Origin of the sequence: Amycolatopsis sp. NPDC049253, from assembly GCF_040678995.1 — a bacterium.
Classification (GTDB): Bacteria; Actinomycetota; Actinomycetes; order Mycobacteriales; family Pseudonocardiaceae; genus Amycolatopsis.
Genome location: NZ_JBFAQX010000037.1, coordinates 13,427 through 32,612, shown reverse-complemented (window position 1 = coordinate 32,612; position 19,186 = coordinate 13,427). Strand labels below are relative to the sequence as shown.

Here is a 19,186-nt window from a genome sequence, read left to right as displayed (position 1 = left end):
GAGATGGGTGGAGCCGGGGAGCTCACCGCGCAGGTCAAGGGCAGGGTCTATTTTCCGGGTGACGTGGGGTACGACCGGGAACGGGGCGGGTTCAACCTCGCGCTCGACCACCGGCCCGAGGTGGTGGTGGCGGCCGGGGCCGAATCCGACGTGGTCGCGGGCGTGCGCTTCGCCGCGGAGCACGGGCTGGCCGTCGACGTGCAGTCGACCGGCCACGGTGCGCACCGCTCGATGGGCGGCGGCCTGCTCGTCACCACGCGGATCCTGAACCGGGTCGAGGTCGACCCGCGGCGGCAGGTCGCGCGGGTTTCCGCCGGCGCGACGGCGGGCGACGTGCTCGTCGCCACCGCCGCACACGGCCTGACCGCGCCGGTCGGGTCCGCGCCGGGCGTCGGCTACGTCTCCTACAGCCTCGGCGGCGGCCTCGGCATGCTCGGCCGACGTCACGGGTACGCCGCCGACCACGTCCGCCGCTTCGAGATCGTCACGGCGGACGGCCGCGAGCTCACCGTGACGGCCGAGCAGCACCCCGAGCTGTTCTGGGCCCTACGCGGTGGCGGTGGCAACTTCGCCGCCGTGACGGCACTGGAGACCAGCCTGGTGCCCTTGCGCGAGTTCTCCGGCGGCAGCCTGTTCTTCACCGCCGAGCGCGCGCCGGTGGTCATCGAGCGGTTCCGGTCGAGCCTGGCGACGGCGCCGCGGGAGCTGAGCCTGTCACTCGCGTTCCTCGCCTTCCCGGACGTGCCGGGCGTGCCCGATCCGCTGCGGGGCCGGTTCTGCTGCCACCTGCGCGTGGCCTACCTCGGCGACGCGGACGCCGGCCGGCGGCTCGTCGAGCCTCTGGTCACGGCGGGTCCGTTCCTCGACACCGTGAAGCCGATGCCGCTGACCGACCTCGGCTCGATCCACGCCGACCCGGTGGGCCCGCTGCCGGTCGACAGCGAGAGCGTCGCGCTGACCAGCGAGGACGCGCTGGAGGTCGTGTCGTCGCTCGTGGACCCGCGCGCGCCGTTCATGCTGGAACTGCGGCACCTCGGCGGCGCGCTGGCCGACGAGCCCGAGGTCGCGGACGCCGTCGGGCACCGCGCGGCGCGGCTGAACCTGTTCACCTCGGCTCACCCCGGCGCCGCACCCGGGTCGCAGGTGCACGTCTACGAAGCCGTCTCGCAGTGGAGCTCGGGCGGTCCATTGAGGACGTTCCTGCCGACCAGTCACACCGATGCGTCGTCCTGCTACGAACCGGCCACGGCTGCGGAGCTCGCGCGCCTCAAGGACGTCTGGGACCCGGGTGACGTGTTCAGCTTCGCCCCGGCCGTGGTGGCACCAGCTCTTCGAGCCAGTCGAACATCCGGTTCTCGGTGAGCAGCCGGCCCATCGGCTGCACGTGCTCGTTGGCGCCCTCTTCGACGGTGAACCGCAGCAGGTCCGCACGGCCCCCGCGCCCGCGCACGAGCTCGGCGAGCCGGCTGGACTGGCCGGGCCAGAACTGCTCGTCGTCGGGGTCAGTGACGAGCAGGGGCGTGGTGATGGCGGCGACGGTTTCCTCGTCCAGCTGGTACTTCTCGACGGCTTTGAAGAGGTCGTACCAGTCTTCGTGCGCGTAGGGCCGCGCACGGAACGTCAGGGTGCGGCGCAGGCTCGGCAGGCGGACGGCGAGGCCCATGTCGCGGTTGAACGTGACGCGCTCGCCGTGCTCCAGCGCGGTCCGCATGCCTTTGGACAGCGGGCGCATCCAGGAAGTCGCCACGTCGACCACACCCGGGTCGAGCACCGCGGCGGCCAGGCGGTGCTCGAACGCGAGCGCGCGGGGCAGCCAGTACCCGGCCTGGCTGATGCCGTAGCCGGCCAGCTCGGCGACGTCCGGACGCTCGACGAGCGTGTCGACGACCGGGGTGAGCACGGCTTCCCAGTCGTGGCGGAAGCAGGTTTCGCGCTCGAACAGCATCGCCTGCTGGCCGGGGCCGTCGTAGAGGAACGCGTTCCAGCCGCGGGCCAGCGCGCCGGCCGCGGCGGAGGTCCACAGGTCGCTGAGGGCGCCGTCGCTGCCGTTGGTGACGACGAGCGTCGGGCGCGAGGTGCCCGACGAGTCGGGGCGCAGGAGGTAACCGGGCAGCTCGGTGCCTTCGTAGGGAACCGGGACGCGGAGGAAGGCGCCGTCGGAGCAATCGACCACGGCTTCCCAGCATTCCCGGTGGGACCTGAACGCCTCTTTCAACGCGGCTGTGTCGTCCCCTGTGGACAGTCCGTCGACGACGCAGGCCCAGTACGTCGCCGCTCGCAGGTAGTGGGAGCCGGCGCTGACCAGGTGCCCGGCTTCGTGCGCCTTCGCGGCTTCTTCCTGCACCCGGGCCGCCGTTCGCTCCCATTCGCGCGCCCAGTCGGCCGGCCGGCCGACGCGGGCGATCGTCGCCAGCACCTCCCCGACCTCACTCGCCCCGCGAACGGCGCGGCCGAGCACTCCGCGCGTGGCGAAATCGAGCTCGTCGTCGCGGAAGAACCCCGCGGAAATGACCTTGTTGCCGTGGGAAACCAACGCCACCATTTGTGCCTCCCCATGTCGCAACCACACTCGCCTCTCCGTGCGGGCGTTGACAAGGCGGGCGTTTGCTCAGCCGGCGGGGGAAGCCGTGATCGTGCATTCCTCTGCGGCGCCCAAATTCAGCACCGCAGCAGCGGATCCCCCGTTCACGGCGATCGCCAGGTGGCCGGCGGAGTCGGTGAAAACCAGGTTCGCGCCCGGGGGCACGTCGCCGAACGTCCGCCCGATCGTCGCCGGCACCGCGACGCGTTCGCTGTGGACCGTGACCCCGCCCGCCAGGCCGGTCAGCTCGAGGTCGGCGGGGGTGGCGGCGAGTTGGACGTTGCCGAAGTGGTCGACCGTCAGCACGTCCGACACGAGCTTCCCGGGGAACGCGGCGATCAACGGTTCCGGCAGCCGGACCAGGTCGTCGACCGCGGGCCCGAAGCTCGCGGGCTCGGCGCCGAGCGCGAGGCGCGCGGCGGCGGGGGCGAAGACGTCACGGCCGTGGAAGGTCGCCGACGCCGGGTCGGGCAGGTCGATCTCGTAGGCCGCGGTCACGCCGCCGAGCGCGGCCGCGGCGGGCAGGAGCAGGCCGTTGTCGGGTCCGACCAGCAGACCTCGGGGCGTGCCGAGGACCAGGCCGCGGCGGGCGGTCCCGACTCCCGGGTCCACCACGGCCAGGTGCACGGCGTCCGGCAGCGAGGGCACGGTCTGCGCCAGCACCGCCGCGCCGGGGCGCACCTGCTGCGGCGGCACGAGGTGCGTCACGTCGAGCACGCGCACGTCGGGCGCCAGGCGCGCGATCACCCCGTGGCAGGCGGCGACGAAGCCGTCACGCAGGCCGTAGTCGGTGGTGAACGAGATCCAGCGGTAGCGCATGACCTGCATCATCCTCGGTTCCCGGGGCCTCGGGTTAGGGTGCAGCCGTGACGACGCTCGCCGAATACCCGAAGATCGCCGCCGGCAAGGTCCGGGAGCTCTACGCCGTGGGGGACGACCACCTGTTGCTGGTCACGTCCGACCGCATCTCGGCCTACGACTTCGTGCTGGACACGCCCATCCCCGACAAGGGCCGCGTCCTCACGGCGATGAGCGTGTTCTGGTTCACCCAGCTCGCCGACCTCATCCCCAACCACCTCGTGGCCTGGGACGATCCGCGCATCCCCGCCGAGGTGCTCGGCCGGGCGCTGCTCGTGCGGCGCCTGGACATGCTGCCGGTGGAGGCCGTCGCGCGCGGGTACCTCACCGGGTCCGGCTTCTCGGACTACCAGCGCAGCGGCTCGGTCTGCGGCGTCGAGCTGCCGGGCGGCCTGGTCGAGTCGGCCCGCCTGCCGGAGCCGATCTTCACGCCGGCGACGAAGGCCGAGCTGGGGGAGCACGACGAGAACGTGTCGTTCGAGACGGTCGCCGCGCAGATCGGCGCTTCGCGCGCGGCCGAGGTCCGCGAAGCGACGCTCGCGATCTACCGCCGCGGCGCCGAGTTCGCGGCCGAACGCGGCATCCTGCTGGCGGACACGAAGTTCGAGTTCGGCCTCGACGCCGACGGCCGGCTCGTCCTCGCCGACGAGGTCCTCACCCCCGACTCGTCCCGCTACTGGCCGGCCGAGGGCTACGAGCCCGGCCACGCCCAGCCGTCGTTCGACAAGCAGTACGTGCGCGACTGGCTCACCGGCCCGTCCGGCTGGGACCGCGCGTCGAACACCCAGCCGCCGCCGTTGCCGGACGACGTCGTGGCTGCCACACGCGCGCGGTACGTTGAGGCCTACGAGCGCATCAGCGGGCTTTCGCTGGCCGACTGGCCGGGCGCCTGAAACTGTCGGTGGTCGCCGGCAGACTGGCTCACATGAGCGAGGCTTTGGTACTGGGCGGCGGCGGGGTCGCGGGGATCGCATGGATGACGGGCCTGCTGGCGGGTCTCGCCGACGTGGGCCGTGACGTCAGCGGGGCGGACCTGATCGTCGGCACGTCGGCGGGCTCCACCGTCGCCGCGCAGATCGGCAGCGGGCTGAGCCTTGGCGAGCTGTACGTCCGGCAGACGGACCCGGCCCGCCAGTCCCCGGAGATCCCGGTCGAGGTGGACCTGGCGAAGTTCGGCGAGCAGTTCGGCGCCGCGGTGTCGGCCGGCTCGGTGCTCCAGGTCCGGCGCGCGGTCGGCGAGTTCGCGCTGGCGGCCTCGACGGTGCCGGAGGCCCGTCGCCGCTCGGTGATCGAGGCGCGGCTCCCGTCGCACGAGTGGCCCACGCGCGCGTTGGCGATCGTGGCGGTCGACGCCTCCTCCGGCGAGCCTCGCGTCTTCCGCAACGACTCGGGCGTGCCGCTGGTCGACGCCGTCGCGGCCAGCTGTGCGGTCCCGGGCATCTGGCCGCCGGTGTCGATCGAGGGCCACCGCTACGTCGACGGCGGGGTGCGGTCCGCCGACAACGCCGACTTCGCGGCGGGCTACGACCGGGTGCTCGTGGTCGTGCCCCTGGGCTCGGCCGACGTCTTCCCCACCGAGAAGCCCTTCGCCGACGTCGTGGCTTCCTTGCGCACCGGAGGTGCTTCGGTGGCCGTGGTGGAGCCGGACGAGGCCTCCCTCGCGGCGATCGGCCAGAACCCCCTGGACCCGGAGTCCCGGCGCCCGGCCGCCGAGGCGGGGCGGGTGCAGGGGAAGGGCTTGGAGATCGTCTGGGCGTGATCGTTCATGAGTTACCAATCCGACCGGAAGCAGGCGGGTACGCGACCGGGCGGTAGCGCATTACGCAACAGTTCCCGCCGTGGCTGTGGTTGGATGGGTAACGAGCGGCACAGCAGCGAGAAAACAGGCAGCCGGCTCGACTTTCTTTGGCAGACTGGCGCCCGTGATCCTGCTCATCTGCGGCAGTCTGCGGGGCGGTTCGGTGAACGCGGCGGTGATCGGGACCGCCGCGGGGTTCACCGAGTCCAAGGTCTACGCGGGCCTCGGCGACCTCCCCCACTTCAACCCCGACGACGACCAAGACCCCCTGCACCCGGCCGTGGTGGCATTGCGCGCGGAGGTCGGTGCGGCCGACGGTGTGCTGATCTGCACGCCGGAGTACGCCGGCGGCCTGCCGGGGTCGTTCAAGAACCTGCTGGACTGGACCGTCGGCGGCGGCGAGATCTACGGCAAGCCCGTGTCGTGGATCAACGCGTCTTCCGTCGCGGCGCCGACCGGCGGCGCGGACGCCCACGAATCCCTGCGCAAAGTCCTCACCTACGCCGGCGCGCGCATCGTCGAGGACGCCTGCGCGCGCATCCCCATCCCGCGCCACACCGCGTCCGACGGCGTCATCACCGACCCCGACCTGCGGGGCCGCATCGCCATGGCCGTGAACCGGCTGGTGGAGGCCACGAAAGCCTGACACTGCGCAACTCTCACGTGTCCTTTCTGTGCAGTTCACAGCGTTGTCAGGCAGGCGCCACCGGGCTGAGGCGCAATGGGACACGTGGATGCTCGCCTGCTGGTATCGCTGTCCGGGGCCACCTCGCGCACGCTGCACCGCTGCGCCGACCTCGCGTCGGAGCTGGAGCGGCGGCGGGTGCCGCTGTCGATCCTGCACGTCGCGCGGACCGAGGACGGCCCCGTGACCGCCTGGGTGCGCACGCGCGCCGCCGCGGGCGACTCGGTGCTGCTGCACGGCTACGACCACCGCATCACGCCGACGCACCGCACCGTCCAGCTCGGCCGCCGCGCGGAGTTCGCCGCGCTGCCCGCGCACGAGGCGCGCCTGCGCCTGATCGCGGCGAAGGCCGCGCTCGACACCACCGGCGTCGTCGTCGACGGCTTCGCGCCGCCGCGCTGGCTCGCCTCGCAGGGCACGCTGCAAGCGTTGCGGGAACACGGTTTCACGCTCTGCGCCGACGCGGGTTCCATCCGTGACCTCGTGACGGGCGAGGTACTCCGGGCCCGCGTGCAGGAGTTCACGAGCCAGTCGCACCGCACCGAGACGGTCCGCTGCTTCGCCCTCGTGCTGGCGTCGGCCCGTGCCGCCCGCCGCGGCGGCCTGGTGCGTCTCGGCATCGACGCCGCCGACCTCACCCGCCCTGGCCTGCGCCAGGCGCTGCTCGACGCGGTCGACGTCGCCATCGAAAACCGCGCCTTCGGCAGCACCTACGGCTCCCTGCGCCGCGCGGCCGCCACCTGATCACTCCGCGCCGAGGCCCGTCGCCGCCCGCACGCGCAGCTCCGTGAACTTGGTGTCGTCCTCACGCGCCCGGCTCAGCTTCGACCCGACGACACAGCCGAGGAAGCCCAGCGGGATCGACACGAGCGTCGGGTAGTCCAGCGGGAACGGCGCGTGCGCCGCCCCGCCCGGCCACACCGCGGGGCTCAGCACGATCAGCACCACCGAGCTCACCAGCCCGCTCGCGATGCCGGTCAACGCGCCCCACGTGGTGAACCCCCGCCACGACAACGCCAGCACGAGCGCCGGGAAGTTCGCGCTCGCCGCGACGGACAGCGCGAGCCCCACGAGGAACGCGACGTTGAAGTTCGGTCCCGCCACCAGCGTCACGGCCACCGCGATCGCCCCGAGCACCGCGGACGACAGCCGCGCCACGAGCTTCTGTTCCCGCTCGGTGGCGCCACCGCGGCGGATCACGTTCGACCACAGGTCGTGCGAAGCCGAACCCGACGCCGACAGCACCAGCCCCGCGACCACCTCCAGGGTCGTCGCGAACGCGACCGCGCCGACGAACGCCATGAACACCTGGCCGCCGAACGCGTCCGGCCCGCCGCCGAGGTGCTGCGCGAGCAGCGGTGCCGCGAGGTTCGCCCCCGGCCCGGCCGGCTTCTCGCCCGCGGAGCCGAGCAGCGCGCGAGCGCCGTAGCCGATGATCGACCGGCACGAACGGCGCAACGCGCTCGACGTCGAGCACCTCGACGACCTGCGGGCCGCCGTCGAGGACGTCGGCCCGCAGGTGCGGGCGCTCGTCATCACCGGGCGGGGCACGAGCTTCTGCGCCGGGGCCGATCTGCGTGGCGTGCACGGCGACGGTTTCCGCACCGCCTTGTACGCCGCCCTGCACAGCATCACCGCGCTGCCGGTGCTCGCGGCCGTCAACGGCCCGGCCATCGACGCGGGTACCCAGCTCGCGATCGCCTGCGACCTGCGGGTGGCCGCACCGTCCGCGGTGTTCGCGGTGCCGACCGCGCGCAACGGGCTGGTCGTCGACCCGTGGACGGTCCGGCGCCTCGCGCTGCTGGCCGGCGGCGGTGCGGCGCGCGCGATGCTGCTGGGCTGCGACCGGCTCGATGCTCCGCTCGCGCTCGCGCGCGGGCTCGTCGACCGGCTCGGCGACTTCGACGCGGCGTTCGAGTGGGCGCGCGAGATCGCCGGATTCTCGGTGTCTTCCTTGCGGTATTCCAAGCTCGCCCTGGACACGTTGTTCGAGAGTCCCTGGGAAGCCACTTTGGACACCGAGTTCGAGGACAGCTGGCCGAAGGAGGTGCCGACGTGAAACCCGCCCCGTTCGACTACGTCCGGGCGCGCAACGTCGACGAGGCCGTGCGGACGCTCGCCGACGCCGAGGGCGAGGGCAAGCTCCTCGCCGGCGGGCAGAGCCTGATGCCGGTGCTCGCGTTGCGGATGGCCCGCCCGCGCGTGCTCGTGGACGTCAACGGGATCCCCGGCCTGGCCACGGTCACGCCGACCGGCGGCGGCGTGCGGCTCGGTGCCCTGGTACGGCACGCGCGGCTGCTGGAGCAGCCGCACCACCCGTTGCTGGCCGAGGCCGCACGCCACCCACCGCCGCGAAGCCCTGGTGGTCAACCGCGACACGGACTGCCTCGGCGAACCGCACCGCACGCGGTTCCAGGCCCGCCGCCGGCGCCACGAGCACGCCTTCCGGGCGATCATCGCGGGGGCGTCGACGCGGGGGTGTTCCACGTGGACTCCCCGGCGCTCGCGTCGTTCGCGATTCGCGAAATGTGCGTGAGCATCGCGCGCTGGTTCCGGGACGACGGCGCCATGGCGGCCGAGGACGTGGCCGAGGAGTACAGCCGCTACGCGCTGCAGATCGTGGGTTCGCGAACCGGCAGCGGTGAATTTCCGTTCGTGCCGGCCAATTGACCGGCTCCCGGGGTGGCCGCCACCGCACAGGGCGGCCACCCCGGGTCTTTCACAGCTGCGTGGCGACGCCGCGCTCCACGACCTGCACCTCGGTGCCCTGCGGCGCGAGGTTCTCGAACAGGCCGTAGTGCAGCGCGGGGCTCGACAGCACCGCCTCGTGGATCGGCACGGACTTGCGCGGCGCGACCGCCCGCAGGAAGTCCACCGCCTCGCCGGCCTTGAGCCACGGCGCGCCCGTCGGCAGGCCGAGCACGTCGATCTTCTGCTCGGGCACGAAGAACGAGTCGCCCGGGTGGTAGAAGGCGCCGTGGTCGAGCACGTAGCCGATGTTCGGGATCACGGGGATGTCGCTGTGGATGACGGCGTGCTCGCCGCCCACGACGTTCACCGCGGTGCCGCCGATCTCGAACGCGTCGCCGACGTTCGCGACCTCGTACTGCAGGTTCAGCTTCTGCACGGTCTCGACGGAGCCCGGGTCGACGATCAGCTTCGCGTCGGGGTTCGCCGCCAGCACCTTCGGCAGGCGCTCGCCGTCGATGTGGTCGAAGTGCTGGTGGGTGATGAGGATGGCCGACAGCTCGCGCTCGCGCTCGAAGTCGGTGGAGAACGCGCCCGGGTCGATCAGGATCCGCTCGCCGTCGGTTTCCAGAAGTACACAGGCGTGTCCGAAATGGACGATCCGCATCAGGATTCTCCTTCACACATGGTCACATTCACCCTATGCCCGCGCACAGCGCGTCGCCAAGCTCGGTCCGCCGGTAGAGCACGCGGTGCCCCCGGCGCGTCGTCGCGGTGAGCCCGGCGGCCCGCAACGCCGTGAGGTGCGCGGAAACGGTGCCCTTCGCCAGCCCGAGCCGCACGGCGAGCTCCGTGGTCGCCGCCGGCCGGTCCAATGTGGTGAGCAACATCGCCTTCGTCCGCCCCACCACCCCGGCCAAGGCGCCCGGCGCCGCCACCGGCTCCGTCCACAGGTCGGCCACGCCCCTCGCGGGGTACAGCAACGTCGGCTGCCACGGCGGCACGGTGACCACCCCTACCGACGGCCACGCGAACACGCTCGGCACCAGCAGCAGGCCCCGCTCGTCCAGCTCCAGCCGGTGGCGTGCCGCCATGTCGACCAGCACGGAGTCCCGGGTGAGCCGCACCCGCGGGTGCAGTCCGTCGAACACCCCCGCCACGCCCTGCTCCCCCAGCCGCCGCGTCCGGTAGGCGATGTCCGCCGCGAGCACCTCCCGCATCCGCGGCCACTCCGGCTCGACGACGCGGTGCCACACGGCCTCGAGCTGATCCGCCAGCAGATCCCTCGCCTCGGCGGGATGCGCCGGCAGTGCGCTCAGATCGGCGTCCACCATCCCCAGCTCCAGGCGCACCTGCCCCGGCGGCGTCCCCCGCACGGCCCGCAACTGCTCGGCCGCCGTCGTCTCCGCCGTCACCGGCGGCGGCGAGAGAAACTCCGTGATGTAGTGCGGCGCCCCGAGCACCGCCGCCAGCTCCGGTACGTCCAGCCGCTCCTTGCCCAGCCACCCGGCCCCGCCGGGCAACCGCCGCCTCCCCAGCCACGCCCGCACCACCCCGATGACCTCCTCGAGCGGCGAGATCGCGAACCGGACTCCCGCGGTGCTGAGGACCAACTCGACCATGGATTCGGATATACCCGAATGCTGCGGCCCGGACCCGTTCTGTCGAGGGCCGATCGCCGAAGAGGACAAAACGACCCACATGGGCCATCGGTTGTCCACAACTCGCCACAGCCTGTGGATAAGTCCGACAGAACATTCGGCCAGAGACGAATCAGTTCCGGCGAAGGCGGCCGCCGAACGAGGCTGAGAAGCATGTTCACCACCACGTATTGGCGCTGGTCAGCAGGAGTGCAGTTGGCTCGGTTGCCCTCGGCGATGGCGCCGCTCGCGTTCACGGCGGTGGCGGCCGCGGTGACCGGGTCGTACCGGCTCGGGGGTGTGTTGATGGCCGTCTACGTGGTGGCCGAGATGGCGGGGGCGGTGCCCGTCGGGAGGTTGCTGGATCGGGTGGGGACGGTGCGCGGCCTCCGGACGCTGCTGCTGGTGGTCGCGGTGGGGCTTGCCGTCGTGGCAATGGCGGCCGAGGCAAGAGCGAACGAAGCGACGTTGATCGCCCTCGTCGTCCTGCCGGGGCTGGCAGGGGGCGGGGTCGCGGGTGGGTTCAGGGCGTTGCTGGCGGCGATCGTCGACGAACGACAGCTGACCAGGGCCGTTGCCGTCGACGCGATGATTCTCGACGGGGTGCTGGTGGCCGGCCCGGTGTTGGTGGCCGTGGCGAGTGTGAGTGGTCCGTTCGTGCCGTTGTTCGCGATGGCGGGAGCGGCGGCCGTCGCCGCGTGTCTGGTGCCCAGTCGGGTCACCAAGCCGAGGCTCAAAGCAAGATCCAAAGTCCCCCTCAAGGCCTGCCTGCCCTGGCTCGGGTGTCAGTTCACCGTCGGGCTGCTGCTGTCGACGATCGAGGTCGCGCCGCTGCCCCTGGTCGAGCGACTCAACGCACCCGCCGCGGCCGCGCCGGGAGTCGTCGCCCTGCTGTGTGGCGCGAGCATCGCCGGCAGTGCGATCTACGCGTGGCGCGGCCGTGATCGGGGGCCGAGGCTGTTCCTCGCCGGCTTCGTGATCGGCGGGACCCTCGTCACAGCCGACCTCGGCTGGGCGGGCCTCATCGCCGGAGTCGTGCTCATCGGCGGCGCGACCGGACCGCTCGTGACGATCGCGTCCGTCAACATGCAGCGCCTGCTGCCGGAGGACCGGAGGTCGGAAGGGTTCTCGGTGTCGTTCACGGTGCAGTCGTGCGGGTTCGGGCTCGGGTCGCTGGCCGTGGGGGTGCTGCCGCTGTGGCTGGCGCCGCTGCTGGGCGTCGCGGCCGCGATCTCGATCGGGTGGTCTCGACGACCCTTTCCCCGTGGTGCCCGCCGGTGCGATGCTGACGGGAGCGTCGGGCGACTATTGGCACTGCGTCAGCAACCTCGTAGCCTGAACCACAACGCCGAAGAGCAGGGGAGACGCCGATGACCGCCGTCCAGCCGAAGCCGACCTCGGTCGGCGAGACCTTCGATTCGCTCAGCCCGGCGACCGACGAGGTCGTGGGCACGTACCCGGTGCACACCGCCGAAGACGTGCGCGCGGCCGTCGAGCGGGCGCGCGTGGCGGCGGAGTGGTGGGACGGGCTGGGCTTCGCGGGGCGCGCCGACCGGCTGCGGCAGTGGAAGGGCGTGATCACGCGCCGCCTGCCGCAGCTGTGCCAGGTCGTGCGCGACGAGACGGGCAAGCCGATCGCCGACGCCCAGCTCGAGTCCGTGCTCGCCATCGAGCACATCGCGTGGGCCGCGAAGCACGCGCGCAAATATCTCGGCCGGCAGCGCCGCTCGGCGGGCCTGCTCATGTCGAACCAAGCGGCGACGGTGGAGTACCGGCCGCTCGGGGTCGTCGGCGTGATCGGCCCGTGGAACTACCCCGTGTACACGCCGCTCGGCTCGGTCACCTATGCGCTGGCCGCCGGCAACGCCGTGGTCTTCAAGCCCAGTGAGTACACCCCGGGCGTCGGCAAGTGGCTGGTCGACGCGTTCGCCGAGGTCGTGCCGGAGCAGCCCGTGCTGCAGCTGATCACCGGGTTCGGCGAGACCGGTGGCGCGCTCGTGACGTCGGGTGTGGACAAGATCGCGTTCACCGGCTCCACCGCCACCGGCAAGAAGATCATGGCCGCGGCGGCCAACACGCTCACCCCGGTCGTGATCGAGGCCGGCGGCAAGGACCCCGTGCTCGTGGACGCCGACGCCAACCTCGACGCCGCCGCCGACGCCACCGTCTGGGGCGCCTTCTCCAACTCCGGCCAGACCTGCATCGGCGTCGAGCGCGTGTACGTCCACGAGCGCGTGCACGACGAGTTCGTCGCCAAGGTGGTGGAAAAGTCGCAGAACGTGCGCGCCGGCTCCGACGAAGACGCCCAGTACGGCCCCGTCACCATGCCCTCGCAGCTGGCCGTGATCCGCCGCCACATCGCCGACGCCCTCGAACGCGGCGGCCGCGCGGTGCTCGGGGGTGTGGACAGCGTCGGCGATCGTTATGCCCAGCCCACCGTTCTCGTCGACGTGCCGGAGGACTCCGAAGCCGTGCGGGAGGAGACGTTCGGGCCGACCGTCACCATCGCCAAGGTCCGTGACATGGACGAGGCTGTGGACAAAGCCAACGCCACCACGTACGGCCTCGGCTCCACGGTGTTCTCCAAGGCCCGCGGCGTCGAGCTCGCCGCGCGCCTGCGCACGGGCATGACCTCGATCAACGCGCCGCTCTCGTTCGCCGGCATCGCGTCGCTGCCCTTCGGCGGCGTCGGTGACTCGGGCTTCGGCCGAATCCACGGGCCGGAGGGTCTGCGCGAGTTCGCCCGCACCAAGGCCGTCGCGCGGCAGCGCTTCACCGCGCCGATCACCCTGACTTCCTTCAGCCGCAAGGAATCCACCGACGCGCTGGTCGCCAAGCTCATCACGGTCATGCACGGCAAGCGCTAGGGTCTGGACCGCGCCCCGGAACGCCGGGGTGCGGTCCTCCCGAGCCCAGAAAGAGCCCGCATGACGCGTTATGGCGATTTCCAGAACGAGATCTACTTCGCCGGGCTCACCGGCCGCGTCCCGACCATGCCGATGGTCTACGCCGACCTCGAAGCCCGTGCCGCACAGGCACTTCCGCCCTCGGTGTTGTCCTATGTGGCCGGCGGCGCCGGTGACGAGGCGACCCAGCGCGGCAATGTCGACGCCTTCGCCCGCTGGGGCCTGGTGCCGCGGATGTTCGTCGGGGCCAAGGACCGCGACCTTTCGGTGGACCTGTTCGGGCTGAAGCTGGCGTCGCCGCTGTTCATGGCGCCGGTGGGCGTGGTCGGCATCTGCACCCAGGACGGCCACGGAGACCTCGCCACCGCCCGGGCCGCCGCGCGCACGGGCGTGCCGATGGTCGCGTCGACGCTCTCGGCCGACCCGTTGGACCAGGTCGCGGGCGAGTTCGGGGAGACGCCTGGGTTCTTCCAGCTGTACACGCCGACCGACCGCGAGCTGGCCGCGTCTTTGGTGCAGCGCGCCGAGGCGGCGGGGTTCAAGGGGATCGTGGTCACGCTCGACACGTGGGTCACCGGGTGGCGCCCGCGTGACCTGAGCACGTCGAACTTCCCGCAGCTGCGCGGTCATTGTCTCGCCAACTACTTCACAGACCCCGTGTTCCGCCGGCTGCTCGGCAAGGCGCCCGAAGAGGACCCGATGGCGGCCGTCGGGCTGTGGGCCCAGCTCTTCGGCAACCCGCTGACCTGGGACGACTTGCCGTGGCTGCGCTCGCTGACGTCGTTGCCGCTGATCGTGAAGGGCATCCAGCACCCGGACGACGCGCGCCGCGCCATCGACGGCGGCGTCGACGGGATCTACTGCTCCAACCACGGCGGGCGGCAGGCCAACGGCGGGCTCCCGGCCCTCGACTGCCTCGCCGGCGTGGTCGACGCCTCCGCTGACACGCCGGTGCTGTTCGACTCCGGGGTCCGCTCGGGTGCGGACATCATCAAGGCGCTGGCGTTGGGTGCGCGGGCCGTGGGGGTCGGCCGACCCTACGTCTGGGGCCTCGCGCTCGGCGGCGTGGACGGCGCCGTCCACGTCCTCCGCAGCCTCCTCGCCGAAGCCGACCTGATCATGGCGGTCGACGGCTACCCGACGCTCGCCGACCTCACGCGTGACGGCCTGAGGAAGGTTGGTTAGGTCGGACCTAGGTTGTGGCCTGGCTGGGGACAGCTGGTTGGGTCGGATCTAAGTGGGGATGGCTGCTTGGGCCGGACCCAGCGAGGGGCGGCCGCTTGGCCCGGGGAGGCTGTGGACAAGTACTGGGGTCGAACCTCAACAGTGGTGGATGGGACCTGTGGATGGCCCGCTGTCACCGACCCACCTGTGGATAGGTGCTTGGGTACAACGCAGCTGTTGGACGGCCCGTTGGGCTCGGGCCTGCCTGGGGGCAGCCGTGAGGTGGTTGACCCGGCGGGGCCAACCACCTCACGGCGGATCGAGCTGGGGAGACCCGCCACGGTCCAACCCAGCTAGGAACAATTGACCGACCGGGACCCAGCTGCCTATATCCGACCCGCCCGCACACACCTGGGGACAACTGCCGAGGCCCGACCCAGCTGGGGACAACTGCCTGAGCCCGACCTAAGCCGAACGCCCCCGGATCAAGTCGGCGGCCTTTTCCGCCACCATGATCGTCGGCGCGTTCGTGTTGCCGCGTGGGACCACTGGCATGACCGAGGCGTCGACGACGCGCAGGCCCTCCACGCCGCGCACCTTCAGCGAAGGGTCGACCACCGCGCGCTCGTCCGAGCCCATCGCGCAGGTGCCGACGGGGTGGTAGAGCGTCTGGGTGTTCTCGCGGATGTGGTCGGTGAGGGCGTCGTCGGAGAGGTCGTGGGTGTTTGGCAGGAAGGGCTGGTCCAGGAACCGCGCGAGCGGCCCCGACTTGCCGATGTCGATCAGTGAGCGCAGCGCCGACTTCATGGTGTCCAGGTCGATCGGCTCCGCGTAGTAAGCCGGGTCGATTTCGGGCTTCCACAAGGGATTCGCCGACTTCAGCCGCAGCCGGCCGCGGCTGGCGACGTCCACGAGGGTGGCCGCCGAGGTGAAGCCCGGGACGGTGGGCTCGCGGAGTCCGTTGTCGTAGAACAACGTCGGCGCGACGTGGATCTGCATGTCGGGAGCGGCGAGACCGTCGCGCGTCGGGAAGAAGGCCCCGGCCTCGCCGATGTTCGACGCGAGCGGTCCGCGCCGCGTGAGCTGCCAGCGGATGAGGCCCGCCGGCGTGGCCGCGTCGACGAGGTCGGTGGTGCCCTTGGTCGACCAGATGATCCCGGCCGCCGGGTGGTCGTGCAGGTTCTCGCCGACGCCCGCCAAGCCGGCGACGACGTCGATCCCCAGCTCACGCAGGTGCTCGACCGGCCCGACGCCGGACAGCATCAGCAGCTGCGGCGAGTTCACCGCGCCTCCGGAGAGCAGCACCTCGGCGTCCGCGCGCGCCGTGACCTCGACGCCCTTGTGCAGGTAGGTCACGCCCACCGCGCGCGTGCCCTCGAACACGATTCGCGTGGCCTGCGCGCGGGTGTGGACAGTGAGGTTCGGCCGGGTCAGCGCGGGCCGCAGGTAGGCGTCGGCGGTGGACCAGCGCCGCCCGCGCTTGCAGGTGACCTGGTAGACGCCGGCGCCTTCCTGGGTTTCGCCGTTGAAGTCGTCGGTGCGCTTCAAGCCCCAGGCCACGGCGCTGTCGACCCACGCGCTGGAGAGCTCGTGGGTGAAGCGGCGGTCTTCGACCTGCAGCGGGCCGTCGGTGCCGTGCAGTGGTCCGCCGAGGCGCTGGTTGCCCTCGGCGCGCTTGAAGTACGGCAGCACGTCGGCCCAGCCCCAGCCGGTGGCGCCGTGGGAATCGCGCCAGCCGTCGTAGTCGGCGCGGTTGCCGCGGATGTAGATCATTGCGTTGATCGACGAGCAGCCGCCGAGCATCTTGCCGCGCGGCCAGTAGGCGGACTTGCCGGTGTGCTTCTGCTCGACGGTCTCGTAGTTCCAGTCCCAGCGCGTCTTGAACAGCGACGCGAACGCGGCCGGGATGTGGATCTCGTCGGCGGTGTCTTCGCCGCCGGCCTCGAGCAGCAGCACCCGAGCGGCCGGGTCCTCGCTCAGCCGGGCCGCCAGCACGCAGCCCGCGCTGCCCGCGCCGACGATGACGTAGTCGAACGAGTCCTGACCGGCCACGATGCCTCCAGCTGCTCATGTTGGCGTGCTGTCAACGACTCATCATGGCCCAGCACGCGGGCCGGGGAAAGGCCCCGCGAGCAGCATCCTCTCCCCGCGCGGCGCGGGCCAGTTGTGACCTGCGCTTCTGTGCGCGGCACCGGACGGGCGCCGCGCGCCGCGGGTCAAGTACGCTCGGCGCGTACCCCACGACCTGCGTGAATAAGGAGCAGCCTGCCGTGGCCCGAGTCGTCGTCGACGTCATGCCGAAACCCGAGATCCTCGACCCGCAGGGCCAGGCGGTGGCCCGTGCGCTGCCGCGGCTGGGGTTCACCGGCGTCACGGAAGTGCGCCAGGGCAAGCACTTCGAGCTCGACGTCGACGACACCGTCGACGACGAGACGCTCGCCAAGATCGCTGAGGGCTTCCTCGCGAACCCCGTGATCGAGCAGTGGACCATCCGCCGGGTGGACGCGTGAGCGCGCGCATCGGCGTCATCACCTTCCCCGGCACGCTCGACGACGGCGACGCCGCCCGCGCGGTCCGCTACGCCGACGCCGAGGCCGTGCCCCTGTGGCACGCCGACGCCGACCTGCGTGGCGTCGACGGCGTGGTCGTCCCCGGTGGCTTCTCCTACGGCGACTACCTGCGCGCCGGCGTCATCGCCCGCTTCGCGCCGGTGATGACGTCGGTCATCGACGCCGCCCGCAAGGGCATGCCGGTCCTCGGCATCTGCAACGGCTTCCAGATCCTCTGCGAAGCCGGCCTGCTGCCCGGCGCGATGATCCGCAACGTCGGCCTGCACTTCGTGTGCCGCGACCAGTGGCTGCGCGTCGACGACAACACCACGGCGTGGACCAGCCGCTACGACAAGGGCGCGGAGATCCTCATCCCGGTCAAGAACAACGACGGCTGCTACATGGCCGACAAATCCACTTTGGACATGCTGGAGGCCGAGGGCCGCGTCGTGTTCCGTTACGTGGACGGCAACCCCAACGGCTCCCGCAACGACATCGCGGGCGTCCGCAGCGAAAACGGCCGCATCGTCGGCCTCATGCCCCACCCGGAACACGCGATCGACGCGCTGACCGGGCCGTCGGACGACGGGCTGGGCCTGTTCCTGAGCGCGGTCGACGCGTTCGCGAAGGCCTGATTCACCGGCTGAACGTGCGGGCGAACGCGGCGTAGGCCGGTTCGCCCGCACGGCGGTCGCGCACGGCGAAGGTGACGTGCTGGAAGTGCGGCCTGCTGGTCAGGGCCTTCTCGAACGCGCTCGCACCACCGCCGGATCGTTCTCGAACACCCAGCACGCCGGCACGCCCGGCGAGTGGATGACGCGGTCGCTGTAGCGCAGGTCGGTGTTCGCGCGGTCGTACTCGTAGAACTCCCGCGCCTCGAGCGGGCACGCGTACAGCGCCGAGCTGCGGGCGATCGCCGCTGCGCGCGCATCGGCCTCTGGCGCACAGAGGTGGCGACGACGAGGTACGCGACATCGCCAGCCGGCCGTCGTGTCGCGGCGATGCCGGACTCGTTGGTCACCTCGATCTGCTTGTCTGAGGGCATTTCCTCGGTGCCCCAACGCTCGTGCAGGATTCGCGCGCGTGTGTTCAGGTATTTGCCCCTGGGGTGGGGTTTGTCCCGCCGCTCAGGTTGGCTGGGCGGCCGGCAGGTTGACCAGCGCCGCCGTCGAGAAGTCGGCGGCGAGGCGGGCCGCCGAGGTCAGGTCGAGGCCGTGGTCGATCGCGTGGCGGGCGGAGGTGGTGGCGACGGCCACGAGGATGTTCGCGAGCTGGCGCTCATCGTCACGAGTGGGCAGGCCGCGGGCGGTGCGGTAGGCGCCGATGCGGCGGGTGACCTGTTCGTCGATGTCGGCGAGGAGGTGCTCGCGTACCGCGATCGTGTCGCTGGTGATGTCGACGCCGAACAGGAGGCGGAAGCCGTCGGGTTCGGCGGCGGCGTAGTCGAACAGCGCGCGGGTGTCGGCGGCGACCTGGGTGCGCAGGCCGAGGCCGTCGTTGCGTTCGTACTCGGCGAACAGCCGCGCCCGGCAGGCCGCCGCCTCGCGGTCGAGCAGGCGACGGTAGAGGGTGTCCTTGTCGCCGAAGTGGGCGTACAGCGTGGGTTTCGTCGAACCGCTGCGGTCGGCGATCGCGTTCATGGTGGTGGCGCGGAAGCCGCACTCCACGAAGACCGTCCTGGCGGCGTCGAGCAGCTCGTCGTCAGTGGGGCGAGCGCGAGTGGAGCGGTTCATCCGGCGAGCATATCCGCTCGGCTTTACCCAGCGGTAAAGCTGCGCTAGCTTTACCGCCAGGTCAAGCAAAGGAGTGCCGGCATGCGTCGACGCGTGGTCACCTCACTCACCGCGGCACTGCTGCTGGCGACGACTCTGGTCGCCCCCGGCGCGGCGACGGCCGCACCGCGGAAGGGCTGTGAGCTCCCGTCGTCGGGGACCGCGTTCGAGACGGCCACGCCCGCCGAGGAGGCGATGGACCCCGCCGCCGTCGACGCCGCCGTGGCCTACGCGCAGACCCACCTGCGCGCGTCGATCCAGATCTTCCGCGACGACTGCCGGATCGGCCGCGGCCTGCTCGACCCGGTCACCGACCAGGTGCCGATGGAGGTCTTCAGCGCCACCAAGTCGGTCGTCTCGATCCTCACCGGCATCGCCTACGACCAGCACCGCATCGGGCTCGACGACCCGATCGGCAAATACCTGCCCGCCGGGATGGGCGACGCGGCGCACCGGGCCATCACGATCCGCGACCTGCTCACCGAGACCTCCGGGCTGGACGAGGGATCCTGTCGGAGTTCGCGACGATCGGCACCGACCCGGAC

At 71.7% G+C, this 19,186-nt stretch carries 20 protein-coding genes and 3 pseudogenes; 14 read left to right on the top strand and 9 right to left on the bottom strand.

Features of this window, described 5'->3' with window-relative positions:
- Positions 1–3 precede the first annotated feature (3 nt).
- Positions 4–1,362 (top strand): FAD-binding protein, encoded by a 1,359-nt coding sequence (locus tag AB0K15_RS42670; protein ID WP_364065130.1) that lies wholly within the window; start codon positions 4–6, stop codon positions 1,360–1,362.
- On the opposite strand, the gene AB0K15_RS42665 is transcribed toward AB0K15_RS42670, so the two are convergent.
- Positions 1,298–2,542, bottom strand: a complete 1,245-nt coding sequence (locus AB0K15_RS42665; protein WP_364065127.1) for a hypothetical protein — start codon at positions 2,540–2,542, stop codon at positions 1,298–1,300. The genes AB0K15_RS42670 and AB0K15_RS42665 overlap by 65 nt on opposite strands.
- 66 nt (positions 2,543–2,608) lie before the next feature.
- The gene (locus AB0K15_RS42660) at positions 2,609–3,400 is read right to left on the bottom strand and encodes an SAM-dependent chlorinase/fluorinase (RefSeq protein WP_364065123.1); all 792 of its coding nucleotides are present in this window, start codon (positions 3,398–3,400) and stop codon (positions 2,609–2,611) included.
- A gap of 47 nt (positions 3,401–3,447) precedes the next feature.
- Here AB0K15_RS42660 and AB0K15_RS42655 point away from each other — a divergent pair, with 47 nt between their 5' ends.
- The 4 genes from AB0K15_RS42655 to AB0K15_RS42640 all read left to right on the top strand — a co-directional run bounded on the left by AB0K15_RS42655 (position 3,448) and on the right by AB0K15_RS42640 (position 6,666).
- Positions 3,448–4,332: a phosphoribosylaminoimidazolesuccinocarboxamide synthase gene (locus AB0K15_RS42655; RefSeq protein ID WP_364065116.1), complete on the top strand. Its 885-nt coding sequence runs from the start codon at positions 3,448–3,450 to the stop codon at positions 4,330–4,332.
- 32 nt (positions 4,333–4,364) lie between these two features.
- Positions 4,365–5,198, top strand: coding sequence for a patatin-like phospholipase family protein (locus tag AB0K15_RS42650; protein ID WP_364065109.1), 834 nt, complete (start codon positions 4,365–4,367; stop codon positions 5,196–5,198).
- 214 nt (positions 5,199–5,412) lie between these two features.
- Positions 5,413–5,883 (top strand): NADPH-dependent FMN reductase, encoded by a 471-nt coding sequence (locus AB0K15_RS42645; protein WP_364065265.1) that lies wholly within the window; start codon positions 5,413–5,415, stop codon positions 5,881–5,883.
- 75 nt (positions 5,884–5,958) lie between these two features.
- Complete coding sequence (locus AB0K15_RS42640; protein WP_364065106.1) at positions 5,959–6,666, top strand: DUF2334 domain-containing protein; 708 nt, start codon at positions 5,959–5,961, stop codon at positions 6,664–6,666.
- On the opposite strand, the gene AB0K15_RS42635 is transcribed toward AB0K15_RS42640, so the two are convergent.
- Positions 6,667–7,380: a hypothetical protein gene (locus AB0K15_RS42635; RefSeq protein WP_364065102.1), complete on the bottom strand. Its 714-nt coding sequence runs from the start codon at positions 7,378–7,380 to the stop codon at positions 6,667–6,669.
- Here AB0K15_RS42635 and AB0K15_RS42630 point away from each other — a divergent pair.
- The 3 genes and pseudogenes from AB0K15_RS42630 to AB0K15_RS42620 all read left to right on the top strand — a co-directional run bounded on the left by AB0K15_RS42630 (position 7,355) and on the right by AB0K15_RS42620 (position 8,592).
- Positions 7,355–7,981 carry an enoyl-CoA hydratase-related protein gene (locus AB0K15_RS42630; protein WP_364065094.1) on the top strand — a complete coding sequence of 209 codons (627 nt, stop codon included), beginning with the start codon at positions 7,355–7,357 and terminating at the stop codon, positions 7,979–7,981. The two genes, AB0K15_RS42635 and AB0K15_RS42630, sit on opposite strands and share 26 nt — an antisense overlap.
- Positions 7,978–8,199 (top strand): annotated as a pseudogene (locus tag AB0K15_RS42625) (FAD binding domain-containing protein); the annotation flags it as partial. The gene AB0K15_RS42630 and the pseudogene AB0K15_RS42625, both read left to right, overlap by 4 nt.
- Positions 8,195–8,592: pseudogene (locus AB0K15_RS42620) on the top strand (hypothetical protein). The pseudogenes AB0K15_RS42625 and AB0K15_RS42620, both read left to right, overlap by 5 nt.
- Positions 8,593–8,641: 49 nt before the next feature.
- Here AB0K15_RS42620 and AB0K15_RS42615 read toward each other — a convergent pair.
- Both AB0K15_RS42615 and AB0K15_RS42610 read right to left on the bottom strand, forming a co-directional pair.
- Positions 8,642–9,277: an MBL fold metallo-hydrolase gene (locus AB0K15_RS42615; RefSeq protein WP_364065087.1), complete on the bottom strand. Its 636-nt coding sequence runs from the start codon at positions 9,275–9,277 to the stop codon at positions 8,642–8,644.
- A 28-nt stretch (positions 9,278–9,305) separates the two neighbouring features.
- The gene (locus AB0K15_RS42610) at positions 9,306–10,232 is read right to left on the bottom strand and encodes a DUF5937 family protein (protein WP_364065081.1); all 927 of its coding nucleotides are present in this window, start codon (positions 10,230–10,232) and stop codon (positions 9,306–9,308) included.
- Between the two features lie 192 nt (positions 10,233–10,424).
- On the opposite strand from AB0K15_RS42610, the gene AB0K15_RS42605 reads away from it, so the two are divergent.
- From AB0K15_RS42605 to AB0K15_RS42595, 3 genes are read left to right on the top strand one after another with little or no spacing between them, the layout of a single operon-like run.
- Complete coding sequence (locus AB0K15_RS42605; RefSeq protein ID WP_364065075.1) at positions 10,425–11,624, top strand: MFS transporter; 1,200 nt, start codon at positions 10,425–10,427, stop codon at positions 11,622–11,624.
- Entirely contained in the window at positions 11,621–13,117 is a 1,497-nt protein-coding gene (locus tag AB0K15_RS42600; protein WP_364065070.1) for an aldehyde dehydrogenase family protein, read from the top strand. Before AB0K15_RS42605 ends, AB0K15_RS42600 begins: the two co-directional genes overlap by 4 nt.
- A gap of 60 nt (positions 13,118–13,177) precedes the next feature.
- Positions 13,178–14,341 carry an alpha-hydroxy-acid oxidizing protein gene (locus AB0K15_RS42595; RefSeq protein ID WP_364065056.1) on the top strand — a complete coding sequence of 388 codons (1,164 nt, stop codon included), beginning with the start codon at positions 13,178–13,180 and terminating at the stop codon, positions 14,339–14,341.
- A gap of 444 nt (positions 14,342–14,785) precedes the next feature.
- Here the strand turns inward: AB0K15_RS42595 and AB0K15_RS42590 are convergent, their stop codons facing one another.
- Positions 14,786–16,372, bottom strand: a complete 1,587-nt coding sequence (locus AB0K15_RS42590; protein ID WP_364065053.1) for a GMC family oxidoreductase N-terminal domain-containing protein — start codon at positions 16,370–16,372, stop codon at positions 14,786–14,788.
- Positions 16,373–16,590: 218 nt separating this feature from the next.
- Here AB0K15_RS42590 and purS point away from each other — a divergent pair, with 218 nt between their 5' ends.
- Together purS and purQ are read left to right on the top strand one after the other, a co-directional pair.
- Positions 16,591–16,830: a phosphoribosylformylglycinamidine synthase subunit PurS gene (gene purS / locus AB0K15_RS42585; protein WP_364065050.1), complete on the top strand. Its 240-nt coding sequence runs from the start codon at positions 16,591–16,593 to the stop codon at positions 16,828–16,830.
- Positions 16,827–17,504 carry a phosphoribosylformylglycinamidine synthase subunit PurQ gene (gene purQ, locus AB0K15_RS42580; protein WP_364065047.1) on the top strand — a complete coding sequence of 226 codons (678 nt, stop codon included), beginning with the start codon at positions 16,827–16,829 and terminating at the stop codon, positions 17,502–17,504. The genes purS and purQ overlap by 4 nt, the downstream gene beginning before the upstream one ends.
- Before the next feature lies 1 nt (position 17,505).
- Here purQ and AB0K15_RS42575 read toward each other — a convergent pair whose 3' ends face one another.
- The 3 genes from AB0K15_RS42575 to AB0K15_RS42565 all read right to left on the bottom strand — a co-directional run bounded on the left by AB0K15_RS42575 (position 17,506) and on the right by AB0K15_RS42565 (position 18,602).
- Positions 17,506–17,661, bottom strand: a complete 156-nt coding sequence (locus AB0K15_RS42575; protein WP_364065268.1) for a hypothetical protein — start codon at positions 17,659–17,661, stop codon at positions 17,506–17,508.
- The gene (locus tag AB0K15_RS42570; RefSeq protein ID WP_364065044.1) at positions 17,604–17,930 is read right to left on the bottom strand and encodes a poly(ADP-ribose) glycohydrolase domain-containing protein; all 327 of its coding nucleotides are present in this window, start codon (positions 17,928–17,930) and stop codon (positions 17,604–17,606) included. Before AB0K15_RS42570 ends, AB0K15_RS42575 begins: the two co-directional genes overlap by 58 nt.
- A 66-nt stretch (positions 17,931–17,996) precedes the next feature.
- A complete protein-coding gene (locus tag AB0K15_RS42565) occupies positions 17,997–18,602 on the bottom strand; it encodes a TetR/AcrR family transcriptional regulator (protein ID WP_364065041.1) in 606 nt (201 codons plus the stop codon).
- 81 nt (positions 18,603–18,683) lie between these two features.
- On the opposite strand from AB0K15_RS42565, the pseudogene AB0K15_RS42560 reads away from it, so the two are divergent.
- Positions 18,684–19,184, top strand: a pseudogene (locus AB0K15_RS42560) (serine hydrolase); the annotation flags it as partial.
- Between the last annotated feature and the right edge of the window lie 2 nt (positions 19,185–19,186).